The following is an 18,640-nucleotide window of genomic DNA, read 5'->3' on the forward strand; positions in this document are numbered from 1 at the left end:
GTGGCCGGGGCTCAGGCCACCTGCGCCAGCAAGCTCGTGTCGGGGATGTGGATGTCGCGGCGGTTCACGGCGATCAATCCTTTGGACTGCAGCTCGTGCAGGATGCGAGAAAAATGCTCGGGCGTCACCGACAACAACGACGCCAAGGTGCTCTTGCTGAACGGCAAGGACACGGTGGCGCTGGGCCCCTGCCCGGGTTGGGCGCGCAAAAGGTAATCCACCACCCGCCGCACACTGGAGCGCAGGGTCAGTGCCTCGATGTCGCGGATCATGGCGTTGAGCCGTCGCGCCAACCCCATGAGCATGTGCGTGGCCAGCGCGGGATCTTGCGACAACTCGTGCAACAGCACCTCGGCAGGCACCAGCAACACGACCGTTTCACTCAGGGCACGGGCGTTGGTGACGTGGGTGGCGTGATCGAACACGATGGACTCACCCAGGTGCCCCAGTTGCGACACCACCTCGATCACCTTCTCCTGGCCATTGTCAGCGCGGGCAAACAGCTTGACCTGCCCGCTCAGCACGATGAACAGCCCCTCGGACGGCTGCCCGGCTTCGAACAACAAGGCGGCGCGCGCCACACGACGCACCTGAGAGCCCGCCACCACGCGTTGACGCAGCTCGGCGGACGTGCCTGCAAACAGGTAGGTTTGGCCCAAGGTGTCCGCGACGTTGCGGGCCAGATGCTTGGCGGCATCGCTCATGTCGACTCGATCTCCATCCACGAATGAGCCGATTGTGGTTTGCCCGGGCGCAGGCTTCTTTGATGCACCGCAAGTTTGGGATACCCCCACCGGCTTACCGACGCCTTGATGGCGGCCAGACGGTCAGGGGGCCGCCTCTGGTGTGCGTCGCTCGTAAGGGGTAACCCTGGTTGCGTGGATGCGGTAGGCACTGGCCCCCATCTCTGATTGGGCCCGCTCGGTGCGCAGGGTGCCGTGCACCCACACCGTGTCCATCGTCTGGTAGCCCTTCACCGGCTTGTCCAGGGTGATGTGGATGATCTGATTGGCAGGCGGTGGTGGCGTGTGGATGCAGGCCCCGTAGTACGGCACCAGCAGGAACGACTTCAACCCCGCGCGGCCGTCTTCAAGCGGCACCACATAACCCGGGATGCGCCCGCGCACGCCATCCATGGCTGGATTGACGGGCGCGGTGTCCCACAGCTTGCGCATCTCGTCCATCAAGGCCTGCACCTTGGGGTTGTCGTCGCTGAGCATCGGCAACTGGGGGTCGTTGAACTTCTCTTTGAGGATCTCGGTGGGATTCCATCCCGGGGGCACCAGTTCCTGCCAGGCAATGTGCCGTTCGGCCGATGAGGCCGACTTGCCCCCCTGTGCCGCAGCCAGCCCGGGCATCAGCGCCAAGCCCAACGCCCCCGCCAGCAGCCATGTCGACATTCTGTGCAGACCACCCATCTCAGCCCTCTCACACCCTGGGCGCCAGCCCGTCACTCAAGGCCCAGCGATAGGCCCGCCAACCCGGCCACAAACCGGCCAGCCAGCCCGCCATCAACAAGCCCGCCAGCACCATCCATTGTGCGTGAGCCCAGTCCCAGGGCCTCAACACCACCCCCGTCTGCATCAACACCCAGTCAGACAAGGCCCAGCAGGCCAGCAGCGACGCCAGGGTGCCCAGCACCACCCCCAGCGTCACCACCAGACCCGACTCGATGGCCAGCAAGGACCAGACCTGCGCGGGCGCCGCCCCCACGGCCCTCAGCACGGCCAACTCGCGTCGCCGGGCGTCAAGCCCCGCCATGATCACGGCCACCAGGCCCAGCAAAGACACCGCCGCCACCAGCAGGCTGACCAGGCGCAAAGTGCGCTCACCGGCGCCCAGGGTTTGCCACATTTCATCGAGCACCACCCCGGGCAGGATCGCCATCAAGGCCTCGCCACGGTAGGCGGACACGGCACGCTGCACCGAAAACACCGCGGTACGGGATGTCAAACCCACCAAGGCGGCGGTCACTTCGCGCTGTGGCCGCAGGCCCAAAGCCTGCATGTCAAATCCCTGGACGGGGCCCGCATGGAGGGCGTCCATGGCCTCCAGGCTAATGTGGATGGACCGATCGACCGGCGTGCCGGTGGCGGCCAGCACGCCCACCACGCGGAAGGGATGATCGTCATGGTCGTTGCCGGCCAATGCGCCATCGCCATGCGACAGGACGATGGCATCCCCCAGCCGGTGGCCGAGACGGCGGGCCACCTCGGCACCCAGCACGGCATCGTGCACACCGTCAAAACGCCGACCCTGGGCCAGCACCAGCGCTTGCTGCTGGCCATGCCTGAAATGCTCGAAGTACGCCAGGGTGGTGGCCACCACGGGGTATCCACGGTGGCTGTCGCCCAGGGACAAAGGCACCACCCAGGCCACCGACCGATGCTGCTTCAGCGCCTCCAGGCTGCTCATGCGGATGTTGTTGCTGGGCTGCCCCACGCGAAACACCGAGTACAGCAGCAACTGCAGCGAACCCGAGCGCGCGCCGACGATCAGGTCAACCCCCGACACCGCTTGCGAAAAACTGGCCTCGGTGTCGGCGCGCACGCGCTCCAGGGTCAGCAGCAGGAAGGTCGACAAGGCCACCGACATCGCCGTCAGGGACAGGACAAAACGGCGGCTCCACGCGCTGCGCCAGGCCAGCGTCCACAAGGTGCCTGCACGGCCTGCGTGGCTCACGCGCATGACCACACCCGCAAGGTGCCAGACTCCAGCGCCCAGACCTGGTCGAAATGGGCGGCCAGGCGCCGGTCATGGCTGACAAAGATCAGGGCAGCACCCGCCTGCACACACGACTGCAACAACACCTGCATGTACTGGTCCCGGGTGTCGTCGTCCAGGGCCGAGGTGGGTTCGTCGGCGATCAGCACCTCGGGCGCCCCGATCAGGGCACGCGCCGCCGCCACGCGTTGCTGCTGGCCCACCGACAGGTCGGCTGCAGGGCGCCACCAGCACGACTCGGGCAAGCCCAGGTGGCCCAACAAGGCCTGGGCGCTGGCCTGCACATCCCCCGCACGCTGACGCCGGCGGGCCGAGAACCCGCAGGGCAAGGTCACGTTGTCCACCACAGGCAGGTAAGGCAGCAGGTTGAACTGCTGGAAGATGTAGCCCACATGGTCAGCACGCCGGGTGTCTCGCCGGGCCGCAGACAAGCCCGCCCAGTCTTGCCCGAGCAGCTTCACCTGCCCATCCAGCGGCACATGAACGCCCGCGAGCAAGGACAGCAGCGTGCTCTTGCCCGACCCGCTGGCGCCCAGCACCAGCACGCGCTGCGCCGGACGCACGCCCCACTCACCGATGTTCAGCAGATCATGTGGGGCACCGGGCCAACGGTGCCTGAGCCCGCTGATGTGCACGGCCCAGTCCGACCGCGCGCCTGCTGCCGCCATCGCCTCCGACGCCGTCATCGACACCTTCACCGTCACTCAGCGACCACCGGCCAAGGGCAACACGACCTGGTCCTGCCCGACGGGCCGCTTGAGCACCACCTTGCGTGCCCCTTGGGGGCCCACCACCGTGGCCTGCAACTGGCGCAAACGTGGCCAGGCCTGCCAGGGCATCACCACCAGCGCCCGCAGTTGGTCGGGGGCCTGACACCGGTAGCTGAGCGAGACTTCGATGTCGCTGTGCTCATCGTTGTGCTCGGGGTCGCTCTCGATGTCCCGCGCCTGAACCGTGCAGCGCGCCTCAGGGTTGGTCAAAAACCAGCGATCAGCCTGCTGCAGGCTTTGGTGCATTTGGGCCAGCGCCTTTTTCTGGGCCGCCGTGCGGGGCGCATGCTCAAAACCCACGGCGTTGTCTTGTGGGCCGTGCAGGGTCAACTCCAGGCGCTCACCGTCCATGGCCACCTCCAGCGCGGCCACACCATGCTGGTGCGCGCGGTGCGCCTGCGCCCCGCTCACCCAACCCATCAAGACGGCGGGCACCACCCACCCCACACAACGCCAAGACATCCGCATGTCCGTCCTTTCCATGGCCCGCTGTTGATCACGCCCCTCGCAGCGGCACAGTGTAGCCAGCCACCGTGCACTGACCCCCGAAACGGACGCAGGTTCCCGGGTGCTTCACACTTGACACCCGTCAAAACATTACACAGAATGACAATATCAAACACATCAGGTAATGATTTACCCGTGACCGCGCCCAGCCCCAAATCCTTGATCCTGAACCTGCTGCTGGCGGCCGATGGTGACCCGCTGGAAGCCAGCGATGCCGTGCTGGCCTCCAGCCTGTTCGGCATCCGTGAAAACAGCGTGCGTGTGGCCTTGGTCAGGCTGGGTGCGGCCGGCTTGCTGGCCTCGTCAGGCCGTGGCGCCTACCAATTGGGCCCGGCCGCCGCCAGCCTCGCCGATGAGCTCTCCAGCTGGCGCAGCGCAGAGGTTCGCACCATCCCCTGGACGGGCGACTGGCTGATGGTGTGCACCGCCGAGCTTGGACGCAGCGACCGCAAGGCCCTGCGCGTGCGCGATCGCGCACTGGCCCTGATGGGCATGAAACCGCTGAACGACGCCTTGCATGTGCGGCCAGCCAACCTGCTGGGTGGGGCTGCAGATACCCGAGACCGCCTGCAGCGTCTGGGCTTGCCCGCCCAGGCACCGGTGTTCATCGCCCGCGATCTGGACACCGCCCTGGACACCCGCGCACGCAGCCTCTGGGATGGCCAGGGGCTCACCCAGGCCTACCGCCGCACCCATCAGCGCCTGGACGCGTGGCTGGCACGCAGCCACGATCTGGACGCCGAAACCGCCGCGCGCGAGTCGTACCTGCTGGGCAACGAGGCGATCCGCCAATTGGTGTTCGATCCGCTGCTGCCCGAGCCGCTGGTCGACACCCAGGCGCGCCGCGCATTCACCGAAGCCGTCGTGGCCTTCGACCGTGCAGGACACGACATCTGGCGCCGCCTGCTTCAACACCTGCCTGCCAGAGGCAAACCCTCCAAAGACGCCCATGACCCAAAGCGCCACACCACGCACTGACCAGATGCCCGCGGCCACGCGCCGCAAGCTCAGCGAGCTCTTCACGCCCGACCAGATCGCCTGGCTGACGCAGCGCTCTGACCTGCGCGGGGCCTGGGCCATCGCCTCCACCTGGGGTGTCATCGCCACGGCATTCGCGGCCCTGGCCTTGTGGCCCGGGGTGATCACCTTCTTGCTGGCCAGCGCCGTGATCGCGGGCCGGCAGTTGTGTCTGGCGATCCTGCAGCATGAAGGCTCTCACGGCACGCTGTTCAAGAACCGCTGGGCCAACGACGTGCTGACCGACTGGCTGTGTGCCCGCCCCATTTGGCAGAACCTGCCCAAGTACAAGGTGCATCATTTCGGGCACCACACCCAAACGGGCACCGACGAAGATCCCGACATCACGCTGCACGCCGACTACCCGGTCAGCCGAGCATCGCTGGCGCGCAAGATGGTGCGCGACATCACCGGCCTGACTGGCCTGAAGATCGCTTTTGGCCTGGTGATGATGGATGCAGGTGTGTTCAAGTGGACGGTGGCCAACCACATCGAGCGCCTGCCCCAGACCGGGCGCAGTTGGTGGGACATCGCCATGACCACCGTGCGCAACATGGGGCCCCTGCTCATCACCAACGGTGTGTTGCTGGGTGTGCTGGCCGCCCTCGGTCAGGCCTGGCTGTACACCGCCTGGCTGGTGGCCTTTTTTTGCTGGTTGCCGCTGTTCGTGCGCATCCGCTCGATCGCCGAGCACGGCTGCCTGCCCCGCTCACGGGACATGTTCCTCAACACCCGCACCACCCGCGCTGGCTGGCTGGCCCGCATGACGGTGGCGCCGGTGCACGTGAACTACCACCTGGAACACCACGTGATGGCCTCGGTGCCCTACTACCGCCTGCCGCAGATGCACCGCTGGCTGCGAGAGAAACACGCCGCACCGGTGGCTCCGAGCTACCTGCAGGTGCTGAAGCTGGCCAGCAGCGGCCGCCGCGGCGCCGCCGCATGAGGCTGGCGCTCAAGCGCCCATGATCACCGGGCCACCCTTGGCCAGGGCACGCTGGTACGCCGGGCGTGCCTCCATCTTGCGGGCGTAGGCGCGAATGGCCGGGCACTGAGCGGCCATGTCGCCGCGCGACATCAACGCAGACACCGCAAAGCTCATCTGGAAGTCCGCCAGGGTGAGTCGCTCACCGGCAAACCAGGCGTTGTGGCCCAGGTGCTGGTTGATGAAGGTGGCCGCCGACTGCAGGTTGGGGTCGATCAGCTTGGCCTGCACCTGCTGACACAGGATGCGCGCGATGGGCCGCGCAAAAAACGGCATGGGCTGGGTGGGGATGGTCATGAACACCAACTTCATCACCAGCCAGTTCATCAGCGACCCCTCGGCGTAATGCATCCAGTAGCGCAGCTGCAGATGCTCGGGCGTGCCTGCCTGTGTCAGCAACCGGGCCGCCTCGCCTTCGGCCTGCGGGCCGTAGCGTTCAGCGAGGTACTCCAGGATGGCGCCAGATTCGGCCACGACCAGGTCACCATCGGTGATCACCGGAGACTTGCCCAGCGGGTGGATCTTCTTGAGCTCGGCCGGGGCCAGCTTGGTCTTGGGATCTCGCTTGTACAGCTTGATCTCATAAGGAAGGCCAAGCTCTTCAAGCAGCCACAGCACGCGCTGCGAGCGAGAGGTTTCCAGGTGGTGAACGGTGATCATGCCCGCCAGCATACACAGTTCGCATCGGCGCGCTCACACGCCACCGCCCAGGGCCTGCATCAGCGTCGCGCGGTTCTGCAGCAGGTTCAGGCGGTTCAGGGCCAGGTTGATGTCCACCTGCCGCCGGCTTTCCTGCGCATCCAGCCAGGTCTTCAATGGCGCGGCCCCCGCGCGGTACCGCGCCTCACTGAGGCGTTCGGCCTGACGGGCGGCCTGGGCGGCCATGGCCAGCTGCTCGCCTTGCGCAGCCAACTGCCGCTCGGCCGACAAGGCATCCTCCACTTCGGACAGGGCCTGGTACCACGCCTGCCGGTAGGCCAGCACGGCCAGCTCATGGTCGGCCTGTGAGATGGCCACGTTGCGCTGCATGTCGCGCCACAGGATGAAGGGCAACACCAGGCCGGCACCCAGGGTGCCCACCGGGTTGCGCAAAGCCTCGCCAAGGGCGTCCGATGCCGTGCCCACACTGCCGGTGAGCGTGAGCGCGGGGTAAAAGCTTCGCCGTGTGGCGTCCACCGTCGCCAAGGTCTTGCGCAAGCGCAGTTCGCTGGCCAGCAGGTCCGGGCGCCGTGTCATCACCGCCGCCGGCACCCCGGCCTGCAGGGGCGGCAGCTCCGTCAGCGCCAGCATGCGGCGCTCGTCGCTGGCCACCGAGCCTGGCGGCCCATCCAGCAACAAGGCCAGGGCATGGAGGGCCTCCACCCGCTGCTGCAGCCACTGGGTGTGGGCCGCCTGCTGATTGGCCAGCGACTGCGTGGCCTGCGCCATCTCCAGGCCAGAGGCCGCACCCGCTTCATACTGTGCACGCACCAGACGCAAGGTCTCGCGGGCGTATTCGATGCTTTGCTCGCTCACGACCACGCGCTGGTTCAGGTAACCCAGTTGCCAGTACAGCCGCGCCACGGTGGCCGACAAGGACAAGGCGGCGGCGTCTCGATCAGCCTGGGTGGCCTGGGCCTCCAGCTCGGCGGCCTGCCGGTTGGCGGCCAGGCGACCCCACAGGTCCAGCTCCCAGCTGACCGAGGCGGTGGCGCCATACGAGCGGGTACTGCGAGCGCCAGAACTCAAGGACTCGGACGTGCTGGCATTGCCACGAACCGACACCTCGGGAAGTTGATCGCTGGCCGCCTGGCCCGCCACCAACTGCGCCCGACGCACCCGCACGGCGGCCTGCGCCAGGTCGTTGTTGCGGGCCAGGGCCTGGTCAATGAGCGAGTTCAACTCAGCGTCACCCAACGCAGTCCACCAGGGAGCACCTGACACCACGGCCACGTCGTCACCGGGGGGTGTGCTCGACTGCTGCCATGCTTGCGGCACCGTCAGTCCGGCGGTCGACGGCGTGGTGGCCACGCTGGCGCACCCCGACATCGCCAAAACGGCGCACCACACCACGCCACGTCTGGCCCAAGAAACATTGTTTGTCATGCGTTGATCACTCTCGGGACAAGGCCGCCACCGGGTCGAGCTGGGCGGCCCGGCGCGCTGGCAAAAAGCCAAAGACCACACCAATCAGGGACGACACCCCGAACGCCATCACGATGGAGCCGGTGGAATAAATCAACTTGAAATCGCTGCCCAGGGTGGCAAATCCCACACCGATGGCCAGTGCCAGTGCGATGCCCAGCACACCGCCGATCAGGCACACCAGCACCGCTTCGATCAAGAACTGCGTCAGGATGTCGCTCTGGCGCGCCCCCACGGCCATGCGCACGCCAATTTCTTGCGTGCGCTCGGTGACCGACACCAGCATGATGTTCATCACGCCAATGCCCCCCACGATCAGCGAGATCACGGCGATGGACGAAATCAGCAGCGTGAGGGTGCGGGTGGTGCTCTCCACGGTCTGGCGGATGCTGTCACTGTTGCGCGTGAAAAAGTCCTTGCTGCCATGCCGTTGTGTCAGCACCTGGGTGATGCCTTGCTCGGCCGCAGCCGGTGGGGCACTGTCACTCACGCGCACGGTGATGTTGCGCAACCACGCCTGTCCTGTCAGGCGGCGCATGGCGGTGGTGTAAGGCACCCACACATTGAGGTTGTCTGAAATGAAGAAGCCTCCCTCCTGGGGCGCCGTCACGGCCACCACGCGCACCGGCACCGCCCCCAGAAAGATCACCTGACCTACCGGGTCTTCTTCGGCCCCGAACAATGCCTTGCGCGTGTTCGGGTCGATCACGGCCTCCTGCGTCTGCTTGCGCACGCTGTCGGCATCAAAGGCCTGCCCCTGGGCAATCGTGTAGCCCTTCACCCTGAAGAACTGATCACCCACGCCGGTCACGTTGGCCGTGGCCTCGGTGTTGCCACGGCGCAAGGTGACGCTGGTGCTGACGCTGGGCGACACACTGTCCACATAGGGCAAAGACGCCAGGGCATCGGCATCGGCCGGCACGAGCGTGCGGATGCGTCCGGCCTGGCGATCGCCGAAGTTCCGGCCCGGGAAGATGTCGATGGTGTTGGTGCCCATGGCGCTGATGTCCTTGAGCACCTTCTGGCGCGAGCCCTCGCCCAGCGCCACCATGGAGACCACCGAGGCGATGCCGATGATGATGCCCAGCATCGTCAGCAAGGTGCGCAGGCGATGGCCACCCATGGCCCGCCAGGCCATGGCAAAAGCCTCGGTGAATCGATCCCATCGGCTGCGCCAGGGCGACACCTGCGCCGCAGGCTTACCCGACCGGCGTGCGGTGGCGGTGAGCGCCACCGACTCGGCATCGCCATCCACCGTGTCTTGCCGCCGATCGGCCACCACCTGACCGTCGGCAATCTCGATCACGCGCTGGGCGTGCTGCGCCACTTTGGGATCATGGGTCACCAGGATCACGGTGTGCCCCTCGGCGTGCAGCTCCTGCAGGATGCGCATCACCTCGGCGCCGCTGGCGCTGTCCAGTGCGCCGGTGGGCTCATCGGCCAGGATCACGTCACCGCCATTCATCAGCGCCCGCGCGATGCTCACGCGCTGCTGCTGGCCACCAGACAGCTGACCTGGCTTGTTGCCCAGCTTGTCGCTCAAGCCCAGACGCCCCAGCAAAGCGGCGGCGCGCTCTCGGCGCTGCACAGCGTGCAGCCCCGCATAGATGGCCGGGATCTCGGCATTGGCTGCGGCGCTCAGGCTGCCCAGCAGGTGGTAGCGCTGAAAGATGAAGCCGAAATGTTCTCGGCGCAGACGGGCCAGGTCATCGGGCGCCATCTCGGCGGTGAGCTGACCCGCCACCCGGTACTCGCCCCGGCTGGGGCGGTCCAGACAACCCAGGATGTTCATCAAGGTGGACTTGCCCGAGCCAGAGGCGCCCATGATGGCCACCATCTCGCCGGCCTGGATCCGCAGGCTCACCCCCTTGAGCACGGCGATCACGCCATCGCCTGAAGGAAACTCGCGCCAGACGTCGCGCACCTCCAGCAACGCCGGTGCGCCCTCTGAAATCAAGCTGTGATCTGCCATGTCAGAACATGCCCGGTCGACGGCGCGTGCCCGCGTCACCGCCGTTCATGGCGGCGTCCCCCACCACCACGCGATCGCCCTCGGCCAGCCCTTCGATCACCTGAGCCTGCACCCGGTTGTTCAAGCCCACCTTGACCTGACGGCTGACGATCTTCTGCGCATCGGGCCGCTGCGGATCGCCCTCCAGCACCCGCACCTCGTACGTGCGTGTCTTGCGGTTCAGGCTGCCGAGCGCCGACGATGGCACCAGCAGGGCGTCGTCGGCTTGGGCCAACACGATGGACACCTGGGCCGTCATGGAGATGCGCAGCTTGCGCTCGGGGTTGGGCACCTCGAACAAACCGTTGTAGTAAATGGCCGTGGTGCTCGATGAACTGGTCGTGGTCGTCGTGGTGCTGGTCTGATCGGCCTCGGTCGAGGGCTCGATGGTGCGCAGCCGCGCCTCATAGCGTTGCAAGGGCTCGCCCAGGATGGTGAAGTACACCGGCATGTCGGGCTTGACCCGCACCACATCGGCCTCGGAGATCTGGGCCTTGATCAGCACCCGGTCCAGCTTGGACAGCTTGATGATGGTGGGCGCCGATTGGGCCGCATTGACGGTGCGGCCCTCTTCCACCAACACGGCGGTCACCACCCCATCCATCGGTGCAAGGATGCGGGTGTAGCCCAGGTTCACGCGGGCGGTGTCCATCGAGATCGAGGCCTGGCGGATCTGGGCCTGCAGCACGGCCACATCAGCCTCGCTGGCCGCCAGTGCCGCTTCAGCCGCGTCCAGCTCGGCCTTGGAGGTGGCATCGGCCGCGTACAAGGCCTGCTGCCGGGCCAGCACCGCCTGGGCTTGCTTCAGACTGGCGCGCCGGGCCTGGAGCTGCGCTTGCAACAAGGCCACCTGCGCCTCGGCATTGCGCAAGGCGTTGGCCTGGGTGGTGGAATCGATCTCCGCAATCAGTTGGCCTTGCCGCACCTCATCGCCCAGCACCACGTGCAGGCGCTTGATCTGACCCGACACCTGCGCCCCCACATTGACCTCTTTTTCGGCCTCGATGGTGCCGGTGGCCAGCACGGTGTCTTCCAGTGACCCACGGGTCACCGGTACCGAAATCACTTCGGGGGCCTGAGGCGCCGAGAAGAACATGGCCTTGATGCCCCAGGCCGCCAGGGCCACAACGGCCAAGGCCAGTACCCAGCGCCAGAGGCGACCGCGTTGAAATGTTGTTGCTCTTGTCATGAGGGCAGTGTGATGGGTGTCGATGTCTTGCACGCGAAGCACAGGTTAAGGCATGTAAAGTGGCGCCATGCACGCCACCACGCTCATCACTGGTGCCAGCCAGGGCATCGGCGCCGCCCTGGCCCGTCTGCTGGCGCGCCAGGGGCATGCCCTGCTGGTGCATTGTGCCCATCGAACCGACCTGGCCGATGCGGTGGCTCGTGATTGCCTGAGCTTGGGCGCACCGCAGGCGGTGGTGGTGCAAGCCGATCTGGCCCACGAGACCGAGGTGCTCAAACTGTTCGCAGCGGCCGACGCCCAATTGCCTCGCCTGACCGGCCTGGTGAACAACGCCGGCATCGTGGACCAGACGGCCCGACTGGAGGCCATGAGCGGCTCACGACTTCAACGCATGATGGCGGTCAACGTGCTGGGCCCCATGCTGTGCGCCCGAGAGGCCGTGCGCCGGATGTCCACACGCCACGGTGGACAGGGTGGCGTCATCGTCAACGTGTCCAGCAGTGCCGTGCGCAGCGGATCGCCGGCCATGTATGTGGACTATGCGGCCAGCAAGGGTGCCATCGATGTGTTCACTCAAGGCCTGTCCAAAGAGGTGGCGGCCGAAGGCATTCGGGTGGTCGCGGTGCGCCCAGGCATCACCGACACGGGCATCCACGCCAGGGGCGGAGAGCCCGACCGCGCATCGCGCATGGCCACGGCACTGCCGATGGGCCGCGCCGCACAGCCCGAGGAAATCGCCCAGGCGATCGCGTGGCTGCTGTCGCCACAAGCCAGCTACACCGCCGGCGCCATCCTGGATGTCAGCGGCGGCCGCTGAGCCGCTGGGGCGACCTCAGAACGACAGCTGCCCCGAGACGTACACACCCGCCTGGTCTTTTTTGCCAGCGATGTTGCCCAGGTTCACCCAGGCCAGGGTCAGGCTGCCAAGGCGGTGCGGAAACCACGCCACGAACACATCCCAGGCGTGGTCTTCCTCCAGGAACGCGGTCGCCTCGTTGTACGCCAGGTTGTCGGGCTTCATGCGGTATTCCGCGCCCAGCACCAGATCGTCACGAAGCATGATGCCCAGGCTGCCTTCCAGTTGCAGGCGGCGTGCATCCTGACCTTGGCCACCGAAGCCCAACAGGCCAAACTGATTGGCCTTGGTCATGCGCACCGCCCCGGCGGCGATCAGGTTGCGCCCCCAGGCCGCCCCCAGCCACAGCTTGGTGGCCGTGGCATACACCTCGATGTCGGAGGTGGCGCTGGCGCCCAAGGCCTTGACCAGGTCGCTGGTGTCGGCGTTCTTGTACTGCACGCCCACGGCCACCTGCGGCAGCCAGCGATCCTGGTCGTACAAGACATCGCCAGCCACTTTCAGCTTCACACCCACGCTGGTCATCTCCAGCTTGCGACCAGGCACGACGTCGCTGAGCTTGAAGCTCCAGCGTGACATATTGAGTTCGACCTGGTCATGGATGCCAAGGGCCGCCCCCGTCACGTGGAGCTCATAGTTGCCGCCGGTTTTGAGCCGGGTGACGTAGGCCGACCCACCCACCTGGTTGCTGCTGCCCTGGCCGGCGATGACCGCCCAAGGCGTCAATCCGCCGCCCGCGGCCCCCTCCACCTGATTGACCCCCCAGGTGCCCAGCACGCGATCACCGGCGGCGGCGGGCGCCGACCAGCCCAGCACCGCCAAGGCCCAGACCGCCGTCAGGCGGCCAGCACATGAGGGCACGACGCGCGCGATGGTGCGCACGGCATGCGCAAGGGGGAGGATCTGATGCATGGGGCTCTCCATTTCGGCTCGGGAGGCTCAGATTTCCTCCCTCATGTCTGCATCCATATCGGCCGATAACACGCAAGATGTAGTTGATCCATCCATGTCTGACGCCAACCGGAGGCCTCATGTTTCGCTCTGCCCCAGTCCTGCCACCGATGCGCCTCGTCAGCGGCCCCACCCTCCGCGCGATCAGCCTGTGTGGCGCCCTCTTGCTGAGTGCCTGCGCCACGCCCACGTCCGCACCGCTGTATCAACAGTTTGGCGGTGTCGAGGCCCTGAAGGTCATCACCGATCGCACCATGGACCGGGTCTCCACAGACCCGCGCACCCGTCGCACGTTTGACGGCGTCAAGATGAGCACCTTGAAAGACAGCGTGGCCGCTTATGTGTGCCAGGTGGCCGATGGACCTTGCCAATACGAGGGCGAGACCATGGCCAACTCGCACGCCGACCTGGGCATCACGGGTTCGGAGTTCGACCTCATGGTGACCATGCTGCGCGACGAGATCAACCGCGCGGGCGCACCACAAGCCGCGAAGAACGAACTGCTCAAGCGCCTGGCCCCCACCCGACGGGACATCGTCAAGCCATGAAGCACACACTGATCTGTACCGCCATGGCTGCCGGCTGTCTGCAGGCCACACTGGCCGGCGCCGCGCCCCAAACCATCAACCTCATCACCTTTGGCGGCGACGCGGTGGCCAACGCGGCCGTGTCCATTCAGGTGAAAGGAGCGCCACGCACGGCACCCGCCAGCGCCAGCGCCGACATGGGGCAACGACAGCGCAGCTTCGTGCCAGGTCTGCTGGTGGTGCAAACCGGCACCTCGGTGAGTTTTCCGAACTTCGACACGGTGAGACACCACGTGTACTCGTTCTCACCGACCAAAACGTTCGAAATCAAGCTGTATGCGGGCACGCCAGCCAAGCCCGTGATCTTCGACAAGGCGGGCACGGCCACGCTGGGCTGCAACATCCACGACCGGATGATGGCGCACATCCACGTGGTGGACACCCCGTACTTTGGCGTGACCGACGGCATGGGCCGCGTCACCATCGACCTGCCGGCGGGCGATCACGTCGCGCGCATCTGGACCGTGCCCATGGGTGAAACCTCGCCAGGCATCGAGCAACCCCTGCGCGCTGGCGGGGGCCCCGTGACGCTGCGCATCACGCCACCTTGAACACCTCGGGCCGATCGAAGAAGGCACGGACACACCCTCGCTGTGGCGCGCCAAGCAGGTGCAAGGCCAGCGCCACCCGAGCCTGGGCCACCGTCAGCGGCCCGGCGGCCGGCCATCGATCATCGGCACGGGACAGCACCCCACCCCGCGCCACCCGGGTGCTGCGCCAGACCTGCACCCCTTGCGCGCAGGCCTCGTTCAGCGCATCGGCCAACGCATCCTGAACCGTCCCGTGTCCGGTGCAGGCCACCACGAGTCCCTTCAATGAGGCGGCGCCATCCGCCGACAGCAGCGCACGCACCACCCAGCCATCGGCATCTGCGTGGCTGCTCACGCACTCCACCCGCGGGCGGGCCTGCGTCGCAAACCATCGCCACAGTGGCGCCTGTACCGCACGGAACGGCCCATCCTGCCACGCCTGTATCGCCGGTTGCCACACCCCATCGGGCAGCCTGCGTGCCAAAGGCTGGGCGCCGCCGGCATCAAACGCGTTCACCTCCCGTGTGTGAACCTTGCGCACCAGACTGCCCGGCCACAAGCAGGCGTTCATGGCCACCCACGTGCCCCCGAGGCCTCTGGACGACAAAACCTGCACGGCAGACAAGGCATCGCGCAGATTGGCGGGCCCATCGGCATCATCGGCCGTGGCCGGACGCATGGCACCCGTGAGCACCACCGGCTTGCGCTGATCATGCAACCAGTCCAGCACACAGGCGGTCTCTTCCAGCGTGTCCGTGCCATGGGTGATGACCACACCCGCCACGCCCTCATCCGACAGGCCCTCGGCCAGCCTGCTGGCCAGCGCCTGCCACACAGACCACCGCATGTCCTTGCTGTCGATCGACACCACCTGATGGGCGCGCACCTGCCAGCCCTCGGGCACATCGACCCCGTCCAGCAAGGCATCGACCCCCAGCACCGCCGCCGTGTACCCCCCCGACGGGTCACCGTGACGCTGAACGCCAGCGATCGTGCCGCCCGTGCCCAAGACCAACAATGTGCGCATCAACACCTCAAAAAATTAACTGGACAAACCAACAGTACTGTATAAAATGACAGACATCCGGTTCACGCCACGTTCTTCCAGAGCGCCCCCGAGATGTCCAACGATAGCCCCAAACTGACGCCGCGACAGCAAGAGATCTTCGAGCTGATCCAGCAAGCCATCGCCACCACAGGTGCGCCGCCAACCCGGGCCGAAATCGCCAATCAACTGGGATTTCGTTCGGCCAACGCCGCCGAAGAGCACCTGCAGGCGCTGGCCCGCAAAGGCGTGATCGAGCTGGTCGGCGGCACCTCGCGAGGCATCAGGCTCAAAGCCGGCACGCTGCGGGGGCTGCACGAAACCCGCCGCGCGCCAGCCTCTGCCGGCAAAAGCCGCCTGGGCAGTCTGAGTGGCCTGACGGCCGGTAACCTTCCCTTGCCCGGCCTTGAGCAACTGGTGCTGCCCCTGGTGGGGCGCGTGGCGGCAGGCCATCCCATCCTGGCACAAGAACACATCGAACAAAGTTACGCGGTCGAACCCTCCCTGTTCACGCGCACGCCCGACTACCTCTTGCGGGTCAAGGGCATGAGCATGCGAGATGCTGGCATCCTCGACGGCGACTTGCTGGCCGTGGCGCGCACGCGCGAGGCCCGCAATGGGCAAATCGTCGTGGCGCGGCTGGGCGACGAAGTGACGGTGAAACGCTTTCAGCGCAACGCCCAAGGCGTCACCCTGCTGCCAGAAAACCCTGATTTCGAGCCCATCCTCGTGGGCCCTGACACCCCTGATTTCGAGCTTGAAGGCCTGGCCGTGGGCCTGATCCGCAAGGATTTCTGACACGGTTTTCTTCACTCCCACGGTGCAGGTGGCGGGCATTCGTGCCGCAGCCTCTGCGGTGCAATCCTGCGCGGTGGGCCCTGTATGAATCCTGCCGAACTTCGCTGAAGTCCAAGGAGTTCACCATGATTCACCACCTCGCTCGCGCCTTCTTCGCACGAGAAACCAGTCCACAGGCGTCAGCCCACAGACACCAGCAGCCAACAGCACAGACTTCTGGGGCTGCGGATGGCACGTCACCTCGTCCAACACCGGCTGCGCCCGTGCGCCCACGCCCCATCACACCATGGACGGCCCCGGCGTCATGCGCGACGGCCACGCTGCACCGCCAGTGCGGCCTGGTCAACGGTCGCGCGGCCTCCACGTCGGCCATGCAGCGTGTGCGCATCAGCACCGACCCCAGCGATGCCCGTCGCACCGTGATCAGCGGCCGCTTTGCCGAAGTCTGCGCGGCCCTGGACCGCCTCGTTCACGAGCAAGAAGCGCTGGCCTGAAACAACAACACCGCGCCAGGCGCGGTGTTGTTCGCTGTGCGGCACGACGCCGTGATCAGCCCATGTGCAGGCCACCGTTCACCGAGAAATCGGCGCCCGTGGCAAAGCCGGCTTCGTCGCTGGCCACCCACGACACCATCGAGGCGATTTCTTCAGGCGTGCCCAGGCGCTTGACAGGAATCGTGGCCACGATCTTGTCCAGCACGTCTGGACGGATAGCGCGCACCATTTCAGTCCCGATGTAGCCCGGCGACACGGTGTTGACGGTCACGCCCTTGTTGGCCACTTCCTGAGCCAAAGCCATCGTGAAGCCGTGCATGCCCGCCTTGGCTGCCGAGTAGTTGGTCTGACCGAACTGACCCTTTTCACCGTTGACCGAACTGATGTTGACGATGCGACCCCAGTTGCGCTCAACCATGTCGTCAAGAACCTGCTTGGTCACATTGAACAGGCTGTTGAGGTTGGTATCGATCACCGCATCCCAGTCGGCCTTGCTCATTTTGCGGAACATGCCGTCGCGGGTGATGCCGGCGTTGTTCACCAGCACGTCGATGGGGCCATGTTCGGCCTTGGCCTTGCGGAAGGCCTCCACGGTCGAATCCCAATCCGACACATTGCCCACCGAGGCGTAGAAGGTGTAGCCCAGCGCCTTTTGCTCATCCAGCCACTTGTTGAAATCCCGGCTGGGGCCGCAGCCCGCCAGCACGGTGTATCCGTCCTTGTACAGGCGTTGGCAGATGGCCGTGCCAATGCCACCCATGCCACCGGTCACGTATGCTACTTTTTTGCTCATCTCATTGCTCCTCGAAAAGGATGATCTCAGGGTTCGGGCAGGTCAACGTTCGATGGTCAGGGCCACGCCCATGCCCCCACCGATGCACAGCGACGCCAGGCCCTTCTTGGCGTCGCGCTTGTTCATTTCATGCAAAAGGCTGACCAGCACGCGGCAGCCTGACGCGCCAATCGGGTGACCGATGGCGATGGCGCCGCCATTGACGTTCACCTTGCTGGTGTCCCAACCCATCTCCTTGTGCACGGCACAGGCCTGCGCGGCAAAGGCTTCGTTGATTTCCATCAAGTCCAGGTCGGCAGGCTGCCAGCCAGCACGCGCCAGCGCGCGCTTCGACGCTGGCACAGGGCCCATGCCCATGGTGGCCGGATCCAGGCCAGCGCTGGCATACGATGCGATGCGGCCCAGGGGCGTCAGCCCCAGTTGCTCGGCCTTCTTCGCGCTCATCACCATCACGGCGGCCGCGCCGTCGTTGATGCCCGAGGCATTGCCTGCGGTCACGCTGCCCGCCTTGTCAAAGGCCGGACGCAGCCCTGCCAGGGCCTCGGCCGTCGACTTGCGGTTGAGGTATTCGTCGGCGGCAAAGACGATGGGATCACCCTTTTTTTGCGGGATGACCACCGGCACGATCTCGTCCTTGAAGCGGCCGGCATCCTGCGCCGCAGCGGCCTTCAGTTGAGACGCCAAGGCCAGCGCATCCTGCTCTTCGCGGGTGATGCCGTACTGTTTGGCGACGTTCTCTGCGGTGATGCCCATGTGGTACTGGTTGTACACGTCCCACAGGCCGTCGTTGATCATGGTATCCACCATTTGCCATGCGCCCATGCGCATGCCTTCGCGCGAGTTGGGCACCACGTGTGGCGACAGGCTCATGTTTTCCTGTCCCCCGGCAATCACGATCTCGGCGTCCCCATCACGGATGGCCTGCACCGCCAGCATCACAGCCTTCAGGCCAGAACCACACACCTTGTTGATGGTCATGGCCGGCACCGCGTTGGGCAGCCCCGACTTGATGACGGCCTGGCGAGCCGGATTCTGGCCACAACCGGCCTGCAGCACCTGCCCCAGAATCACCTCGCTGATCTGCTCGCCGGACACGCCGGTGCGTTTGAGCAAATCCTGGATGACGATGGCGCCCAGCTCGGCGGCCGGGGTTTTTGCAAGGGTGCCGCCAAACTTGCCGACGGCGGTGCGGGTTGCTGCAACGATGACGATGTCACTCATGGAGGTTCTCCTTCGAGGGTGGGTACACCTGTCCGACC

Annotated in this window: 20 protein-coding genes; 7 read left to right on the plus strand and 13 right to left on the minus strand. The window is 66.1% G+C overall.

Translation table 11 applies throughout. The features are described from left to right. Positions 1 to 11 precede the first annotated feature (11 nt). The 5 genes from WNB94_RS13520 to WNB94_RS13540 all read right to left on the minus strand — a co-directional run bounded on the left by WNB94_RS13520 (position 12) and on the right by WNB94_RS13540 (position 3,962). A complete protein-coding gene (locus tag WNB94_RS13520; protein WP_341390941.1) occupies positions 12 to 704 on the minus strand; it encodes a Crp/Fnr family transcriptional regulator in 693 nt (230 codons plus the stop codon). A 123-nt stretch (positions 705 to 827) separates the two neighbouring features. Continuing rightward, on the minus strand, positions 828 to 1,400 hold the full coding sequence (locus tag WNB94_RS13525) for a DUF3299 domain-containing protein (RefSeq protein WP_341390942.1): 573 nt from the start codon (positions 1,398 to 1,400) through the stop codon (positions 828 to 830). A 28-nt stretch (positions 1,401 to 1,428) separates the two neighbouring features. After that, the gene (locus WNB94_RS13530; RefSeq protein ID WP_341390943.1) at positions 1,429 to 2,688 is read right to left on the minus strand and encodes an ABC transporter permease; all 1,260 of its coding nucleotides are present in this window, start codon (positions 2,686 to 2,688) and stop codon (positions 1,429 to 1,431) included. Continuing rightward, positions 2,679 to 3,410: an ABC transporter ATP-binding protein gene (locus WNB94_RS13535; protein WP_341390944.1), complete on the minus strand. Its 732-nt coding sequence runs from the start codon at positions 3,408 to 3,410 to the stop codon at positions 2,679 to 2,681. The genes WNB94_RS13530 and WNB94_RS13535 overlap by 10 nt, the downstream gene beginning before the upstream one ends. 18 nt (positions 3,411 to 3,428) lie before the next feature. Continuing rightward, positions 3,429 to 3,962, minus strand: a complete 534-nt coding sequence (locus tag WNB94_RS13540; RefSeq protein WP_341390945.1) for a ZrgA family zinc uptake protein — start codon at positions 3,960 to 3,962, stop codon at positions 3,429 to 3,431. Between the two features lie 174 nt (positions 3,963 to 4,136). Between WNB94_RS13540 and WNB94_RS13545 the strand changes: the two genes are divergently transcribed. Both WNB94_RS13545 and WNB94_RS13550 read left to right on the plus strand, forming a co-directional pair. Beyond that, positions 4,137 to 4,979: a PaaX family transcriptional regulator C-terminal domain-containing protein gene (locus WNB94_RS13545; protein WP_341390946.1), complete on the plus strand. Its 843-nt coding sequence runs from the start codon at positions 4,137 to 4,139 to the stop codon at positions 4,977 to 4,979. Then, positions 4,951 to 5,964 (plus strand): fatty acid desaturase family protein, encoded by a 1,014-nt coding sequence (locus WNB94_RS13550; RefSeq protein ID WP_341390947.1) that lies wholly within the window; start codon positions 4,951 to 4,953, stop codon positions 5,962 to 5,964. The genes WNB94_RS13545 and WNB94_RS13550 overlap by 29 nt, the downstream gene beginning before the upstream one ends. A gap of 9 nt (positions 5,965 to 5,973) precedes the next feature. On the opposite strand, the gene WNB94_RS13555 is transcribed toward WNB94_RS13550, so the two are convergent. Genes WNB94_RS13555 through WNB94_RS13570 form a run of 4 tightly spaced genes read right to left on the minus strand, consistent with a single transcriptional unit; the run spans position 5,974 to position 11,327 of the window. After that, a complete protein-coding gene (locus WNB94_RS13555) occupies positions 5,974 to 6,663 on the minus strand; it encodes a glutathione S-transferase family protein (protein ID WP_341390948.1) in 690 nt (229 codons plus the stop codon). A 33-nt stretch (positions 6,664 to 6,696) separates the two neighbouring features. After that, the gene (locus tag WNB94_RS13560) at positions 6,697 to 8,088 is read right to left on the minus strand and encodes an efflux transporter outer membrane subunit (protein ID WP_341390949.1); all 1,392 of its coding nucleotides are present in this window, start codon (positions 8,086 to 8,088) and stop codon (positions 6,697 to 6,699) included. Between the two features lie 7 nt (positions 8,089 to 8,095). Next, positions 8,096 to 10,099, minus strand: a complete 2,004-nt coding sequence (locus tag WNB94_RS13565; RefSeq protein ID WP_341390950.1) for a MacB family efflux pump subunit — start codon at positions 10,097 to 10,099, stop codon at positions 8,096 to 8,098. 1 nt (position 10,100) lies between these two features. Next, on the minus strand, positions 10,101 to 11,327 hold the full coding sequence (locus tag WNB94_RS13570) for an efflux RND transporter periplasmic adaptor subunit (RefSeq protein ID WP_510166942.1): 1,227 nt from the start codon (positions 11,325 to 11,327) through the stop codon (positions 10,101 to 10,103). A 67-nt stretch (positions 11,328 to 11,394) separates the two neighbouring features. On the opposite strand from WNB94_RS13570, the gene WNB94_RS13575 reads away from it, so the two are divergent. After that, positions 11,395 to 12,144 (plus strand): SDR family oxidoreductase, encoded by a 750-nt coding sequence (locus WNB94_RS13575; RefSeq protein WP_341390951.1) that lies wholly within the window; start codon positions 11,395 to 11,397, stop codon positions 12,142 to 12,144. Positions 12,145 to 12,159: 15 nt separating this feature from the next. Here the strand turns inward: WNB94_RS13575 and WNB94_RS13580 are convergent, their stop codons facing one another. Beyond that, positions 12,160 to 13,095 (minus strand): DUF3034 family protein, encoded by a 936-nt coding sequence (locus tag WNB94_RS13580; protein ID WP_341390952.1) that lies wholly within the window; start codon positions 13,093 to 13,095, stop codon positions 12,160 to 12,162. 119 nt (positions 13,096 to 13,214) lie between these two features. Between WNB94_RS13580 and WNB94_RS13585 the strand changes: the two genes are divergently transcribed. Beyond that, positions 13,215 to 13,682, plus strand: a complete 468-nt coding sequence (locus tag WNB94_RS13585) for a group I truncated hemoglobin (protein WP_341390953.1) — start codon at positions 13,215 to 13,217, stop codon at positions 13,680 to 13,682. Next, the gene (locus WNB94_RS13590) at positions 13,679 to 14,272 is read left to right on the plus strand and encodes a methylamine utilization protein (RefSeq protein ID WP_341390954.1); all 594 of its coding nucleotides are present in this window, start codon (positions 13,679 to 13,681) and stop codon (positions 14,270 to 14,272) included. Before WNB94_RS13585 ends, WNB94_RS13590 begins: the two co-directional genes overlap by 4 nt. Here the strand turns inward: WNB94_RS13590 and WNB94_RS13595 are convergent. Next, complete coding sequence (locus WNB94_RS13595; RefSeq protein WP_341390955.1) at positions 14,259 to 15,278, minus strand: asparaginase; 1,020 nt, start codon at positions 15,276 to 15,278, stop codon at positions 14,259 to 14,261. The two genes, WNB94_RS13590 and WNB94_RS13595, sit on opposite strands and share 14 nt — an antisense overlap. Positions 15,279 to 15,371: 93 nt before the next feature. Here WNB94_RS13595 and lexA point away from each other — a divergent pair, with 93 nt between their 5' ends. Then, positions 15,372 to 16,094: a transcriptional repressor LexA gene (gene lexA, locus WNB94_RS13600; RefSeq protein WP_341390956.1), complete on the plus strand. Its 723-nt coding sequence runs from the start codon at positions 15,372 to 15,374 to the stop codon at positions 16,092 to 16,094. 263 nt (positions 16,095 to 16,357) lie between these two features. Continuing rightward, positions 16,358 to 16,588, plus strand: a complete 231-nt coding sequence (locus WNB94_RS13605) for a hypothetical protein (RefSeq protein ID WP_341390957.1) — start codon at positions 16,358 to 16,360, stop codon at positions 16,586 to 16,588. 55 nt (positions 16,589 to 16,643) lie between these two features. Here the strand turns inward: WNB94_RS13605 and phbB are convergent, their stop codons facing one another. Both phbB and WNB94_RS13615 read right to left on the minus strand, forming a co-directional pair. Further along, the gene (phbB, locus tag WNB94_RS13610) at positions 16,644 to 17,381 is read right to left on the minus strand and encodes an acetoacetyl-CoA reductase (protein WP_341390958.1); all 738 of its coding nucleotides are present in this window, start codon (positions 17,379 to 17,381) and stop codon (positions 16,644 to 16,646) included. A 42-nt stretch (positions 17,382 to 17,423) separates the two neighbouring features. Continuing rightward, positions 17,424 to 18,602, minus strand: coding sequence for an acetyl-CoA C-acetyltransferase (locus tag WNB94_RS13615; RefSeq protein ID WP_341390959.1), 1,179 nt, complete (start codon positions 18,600 to 18,602; stop codon positions 17,424 to 17,426). Between the last annotated feature and the right edge of the window lie 38 nt (positions 18,603 to 18,640).

It is taken from the genome of Aquabacterium sp. A3, assembly GCF_038069945.1.
Lineage (GTDB): Bacteria > Pseudomonadota > Gammaproteobacteria > Burkholderiales > Burkholderiaceae_C > Aquabacterium.

What these genes read in the sequence shown, in the direction of transcription:
- WNB94_RS13595 (WP_341390955.1), bottom strand. Translation starts at nt 15,278, where the DNA reads ATGCGCACATTGTTGGTCTTGGGCACGGGCGGCACGATCGCTGGCGTT.
- WNB94_RS13530 (WP_341390943.1), bottom strand. Translation starts at nt 2,688, where the DNA reads ATGCGCGTGAGCCACGCAGGCCGTGCAGGCACCTTGTGGACGCTGGCC.
- WNB94_RS13580 (WP_341390952.1), bottom strand. Translation starts at nt 13,095, where the DNA reads ATGCATCAGATCCTCCCCCTTGCGCATGCCGTGCGCACCATCGCGCGC.
- WNB94_RS13520 (WP_341390941.1), bottom strand. Translation starts at nt 704, where the DNA reads ATGAGCGATGCCGCCAAGCATCTGGCCCGCAACGTCGCGGACACCTTG.
- WNB94_RS13525 (WP_341390942.1), bottom strand. Translation starts at nt 1,400, where the DNA reads ATGTCGACATGGCTGCTGGCGGGGGCGTTGGGCTTGGCGCTGATGCCC.
- WNB94_RS13535 (WP_341390944.1), bottom strand. Translation starts at nt 3,410, where the DNA reads ATGACGGCGTCGGAGGCGATGGCGGCAGCAGGCGCGCGGTCGGACTGG.
- lexA (WP_341390956.1), top strand. Translation starts at nt 15,372, where the DNA reads ATGTCCAACGATAGCCCCAAACTGACGCCGCGACAGCAAGAGATCTTC.
- WNB94_RS13590 (WP_341390954.1), top strand. Translation starts at nt 13,679, where the DNA reads ATGAAGCACACACTGATCTGTACCGCCATGGCTGCCGGCTGTCTGCAG.
- WNB94_RS13540 (WP_341390945.1), bottom strand. Translation starts at nt 3,962, where the DNA reads ATGCGGATGTCTTGGCGTTGTGTGGGGTGGGTGGTGCCCGCCGTCTTG.
- WNB94_RS13550 (WP_341390947.1), top strand. Translation starts at nt 4,951, where the DNA reads ATGACCCAAAGCGCCACACCACGCACTGACCAGATGCCCGCGGCCACG.
- WNB94_RS13585 (WP_341390953.1), top strand. Translation starts at nt 13,215, where the DNA reads ATGTTTCGCTCTGCCCCAGTCCTGCCACCGATGCGCCTCGTCAGCGGC.
- WNB94_RS13555 (WP_341390948.1), bottom strand. Translation starts at nt 6,663, where the DNA reads ATGATCACCGTTCACCACCTGGAAACCTCTCGCTCGCAGCGCGTGCTG.
- WNB94_RS13615 (WP_341390959.1), bottom strand. Translation starts at nt 18,602, where the DNA reads ATGAGTGACATCGTCATCGTTGCAGCAACCCGCACCGCCGTCGGCAAG.
- phbB (WP_341390958.1), bottom strand. Translation starts at nt 17,381, where the DNA reads ATGAGCAAAAAAGTAGCATACGTGACCGGTGGCATGGGTGGCATTGGC.
- WNB94_RS13570 (WP_510166942.1), bottom strand. Translation starts at nt 11,327, where the DNA reads ATGACAAGAGCAACAACATTTCAACGCGGTCGCCTCTGGCGCTGGGTA.
- WNB94_RS13565 (WP_341390950.1), bottom strand. Translation starts at nt 10,099, where the DNA reads ATGGCAGATCACAGCTTGATTTCAGAGGGCGCACCGGCGTTGCTGGAG.
- WNB94_RS13560 (WP_341390949.1), bottom strand. Translation starts at nt 8,088, where the DNA reads ATGACAAACAATGTTTCTTGGGCCAGACGTGGCGTGGTGTGGTGCGCC.
- WNB94_RS13575 (WP_341390951.1), top strand. Translation starts at nt 11,395, where the DNA reads ATGCACGCCACCACGCTCATCACTGGTGCCAGCCAGGGCATCGGCGCC.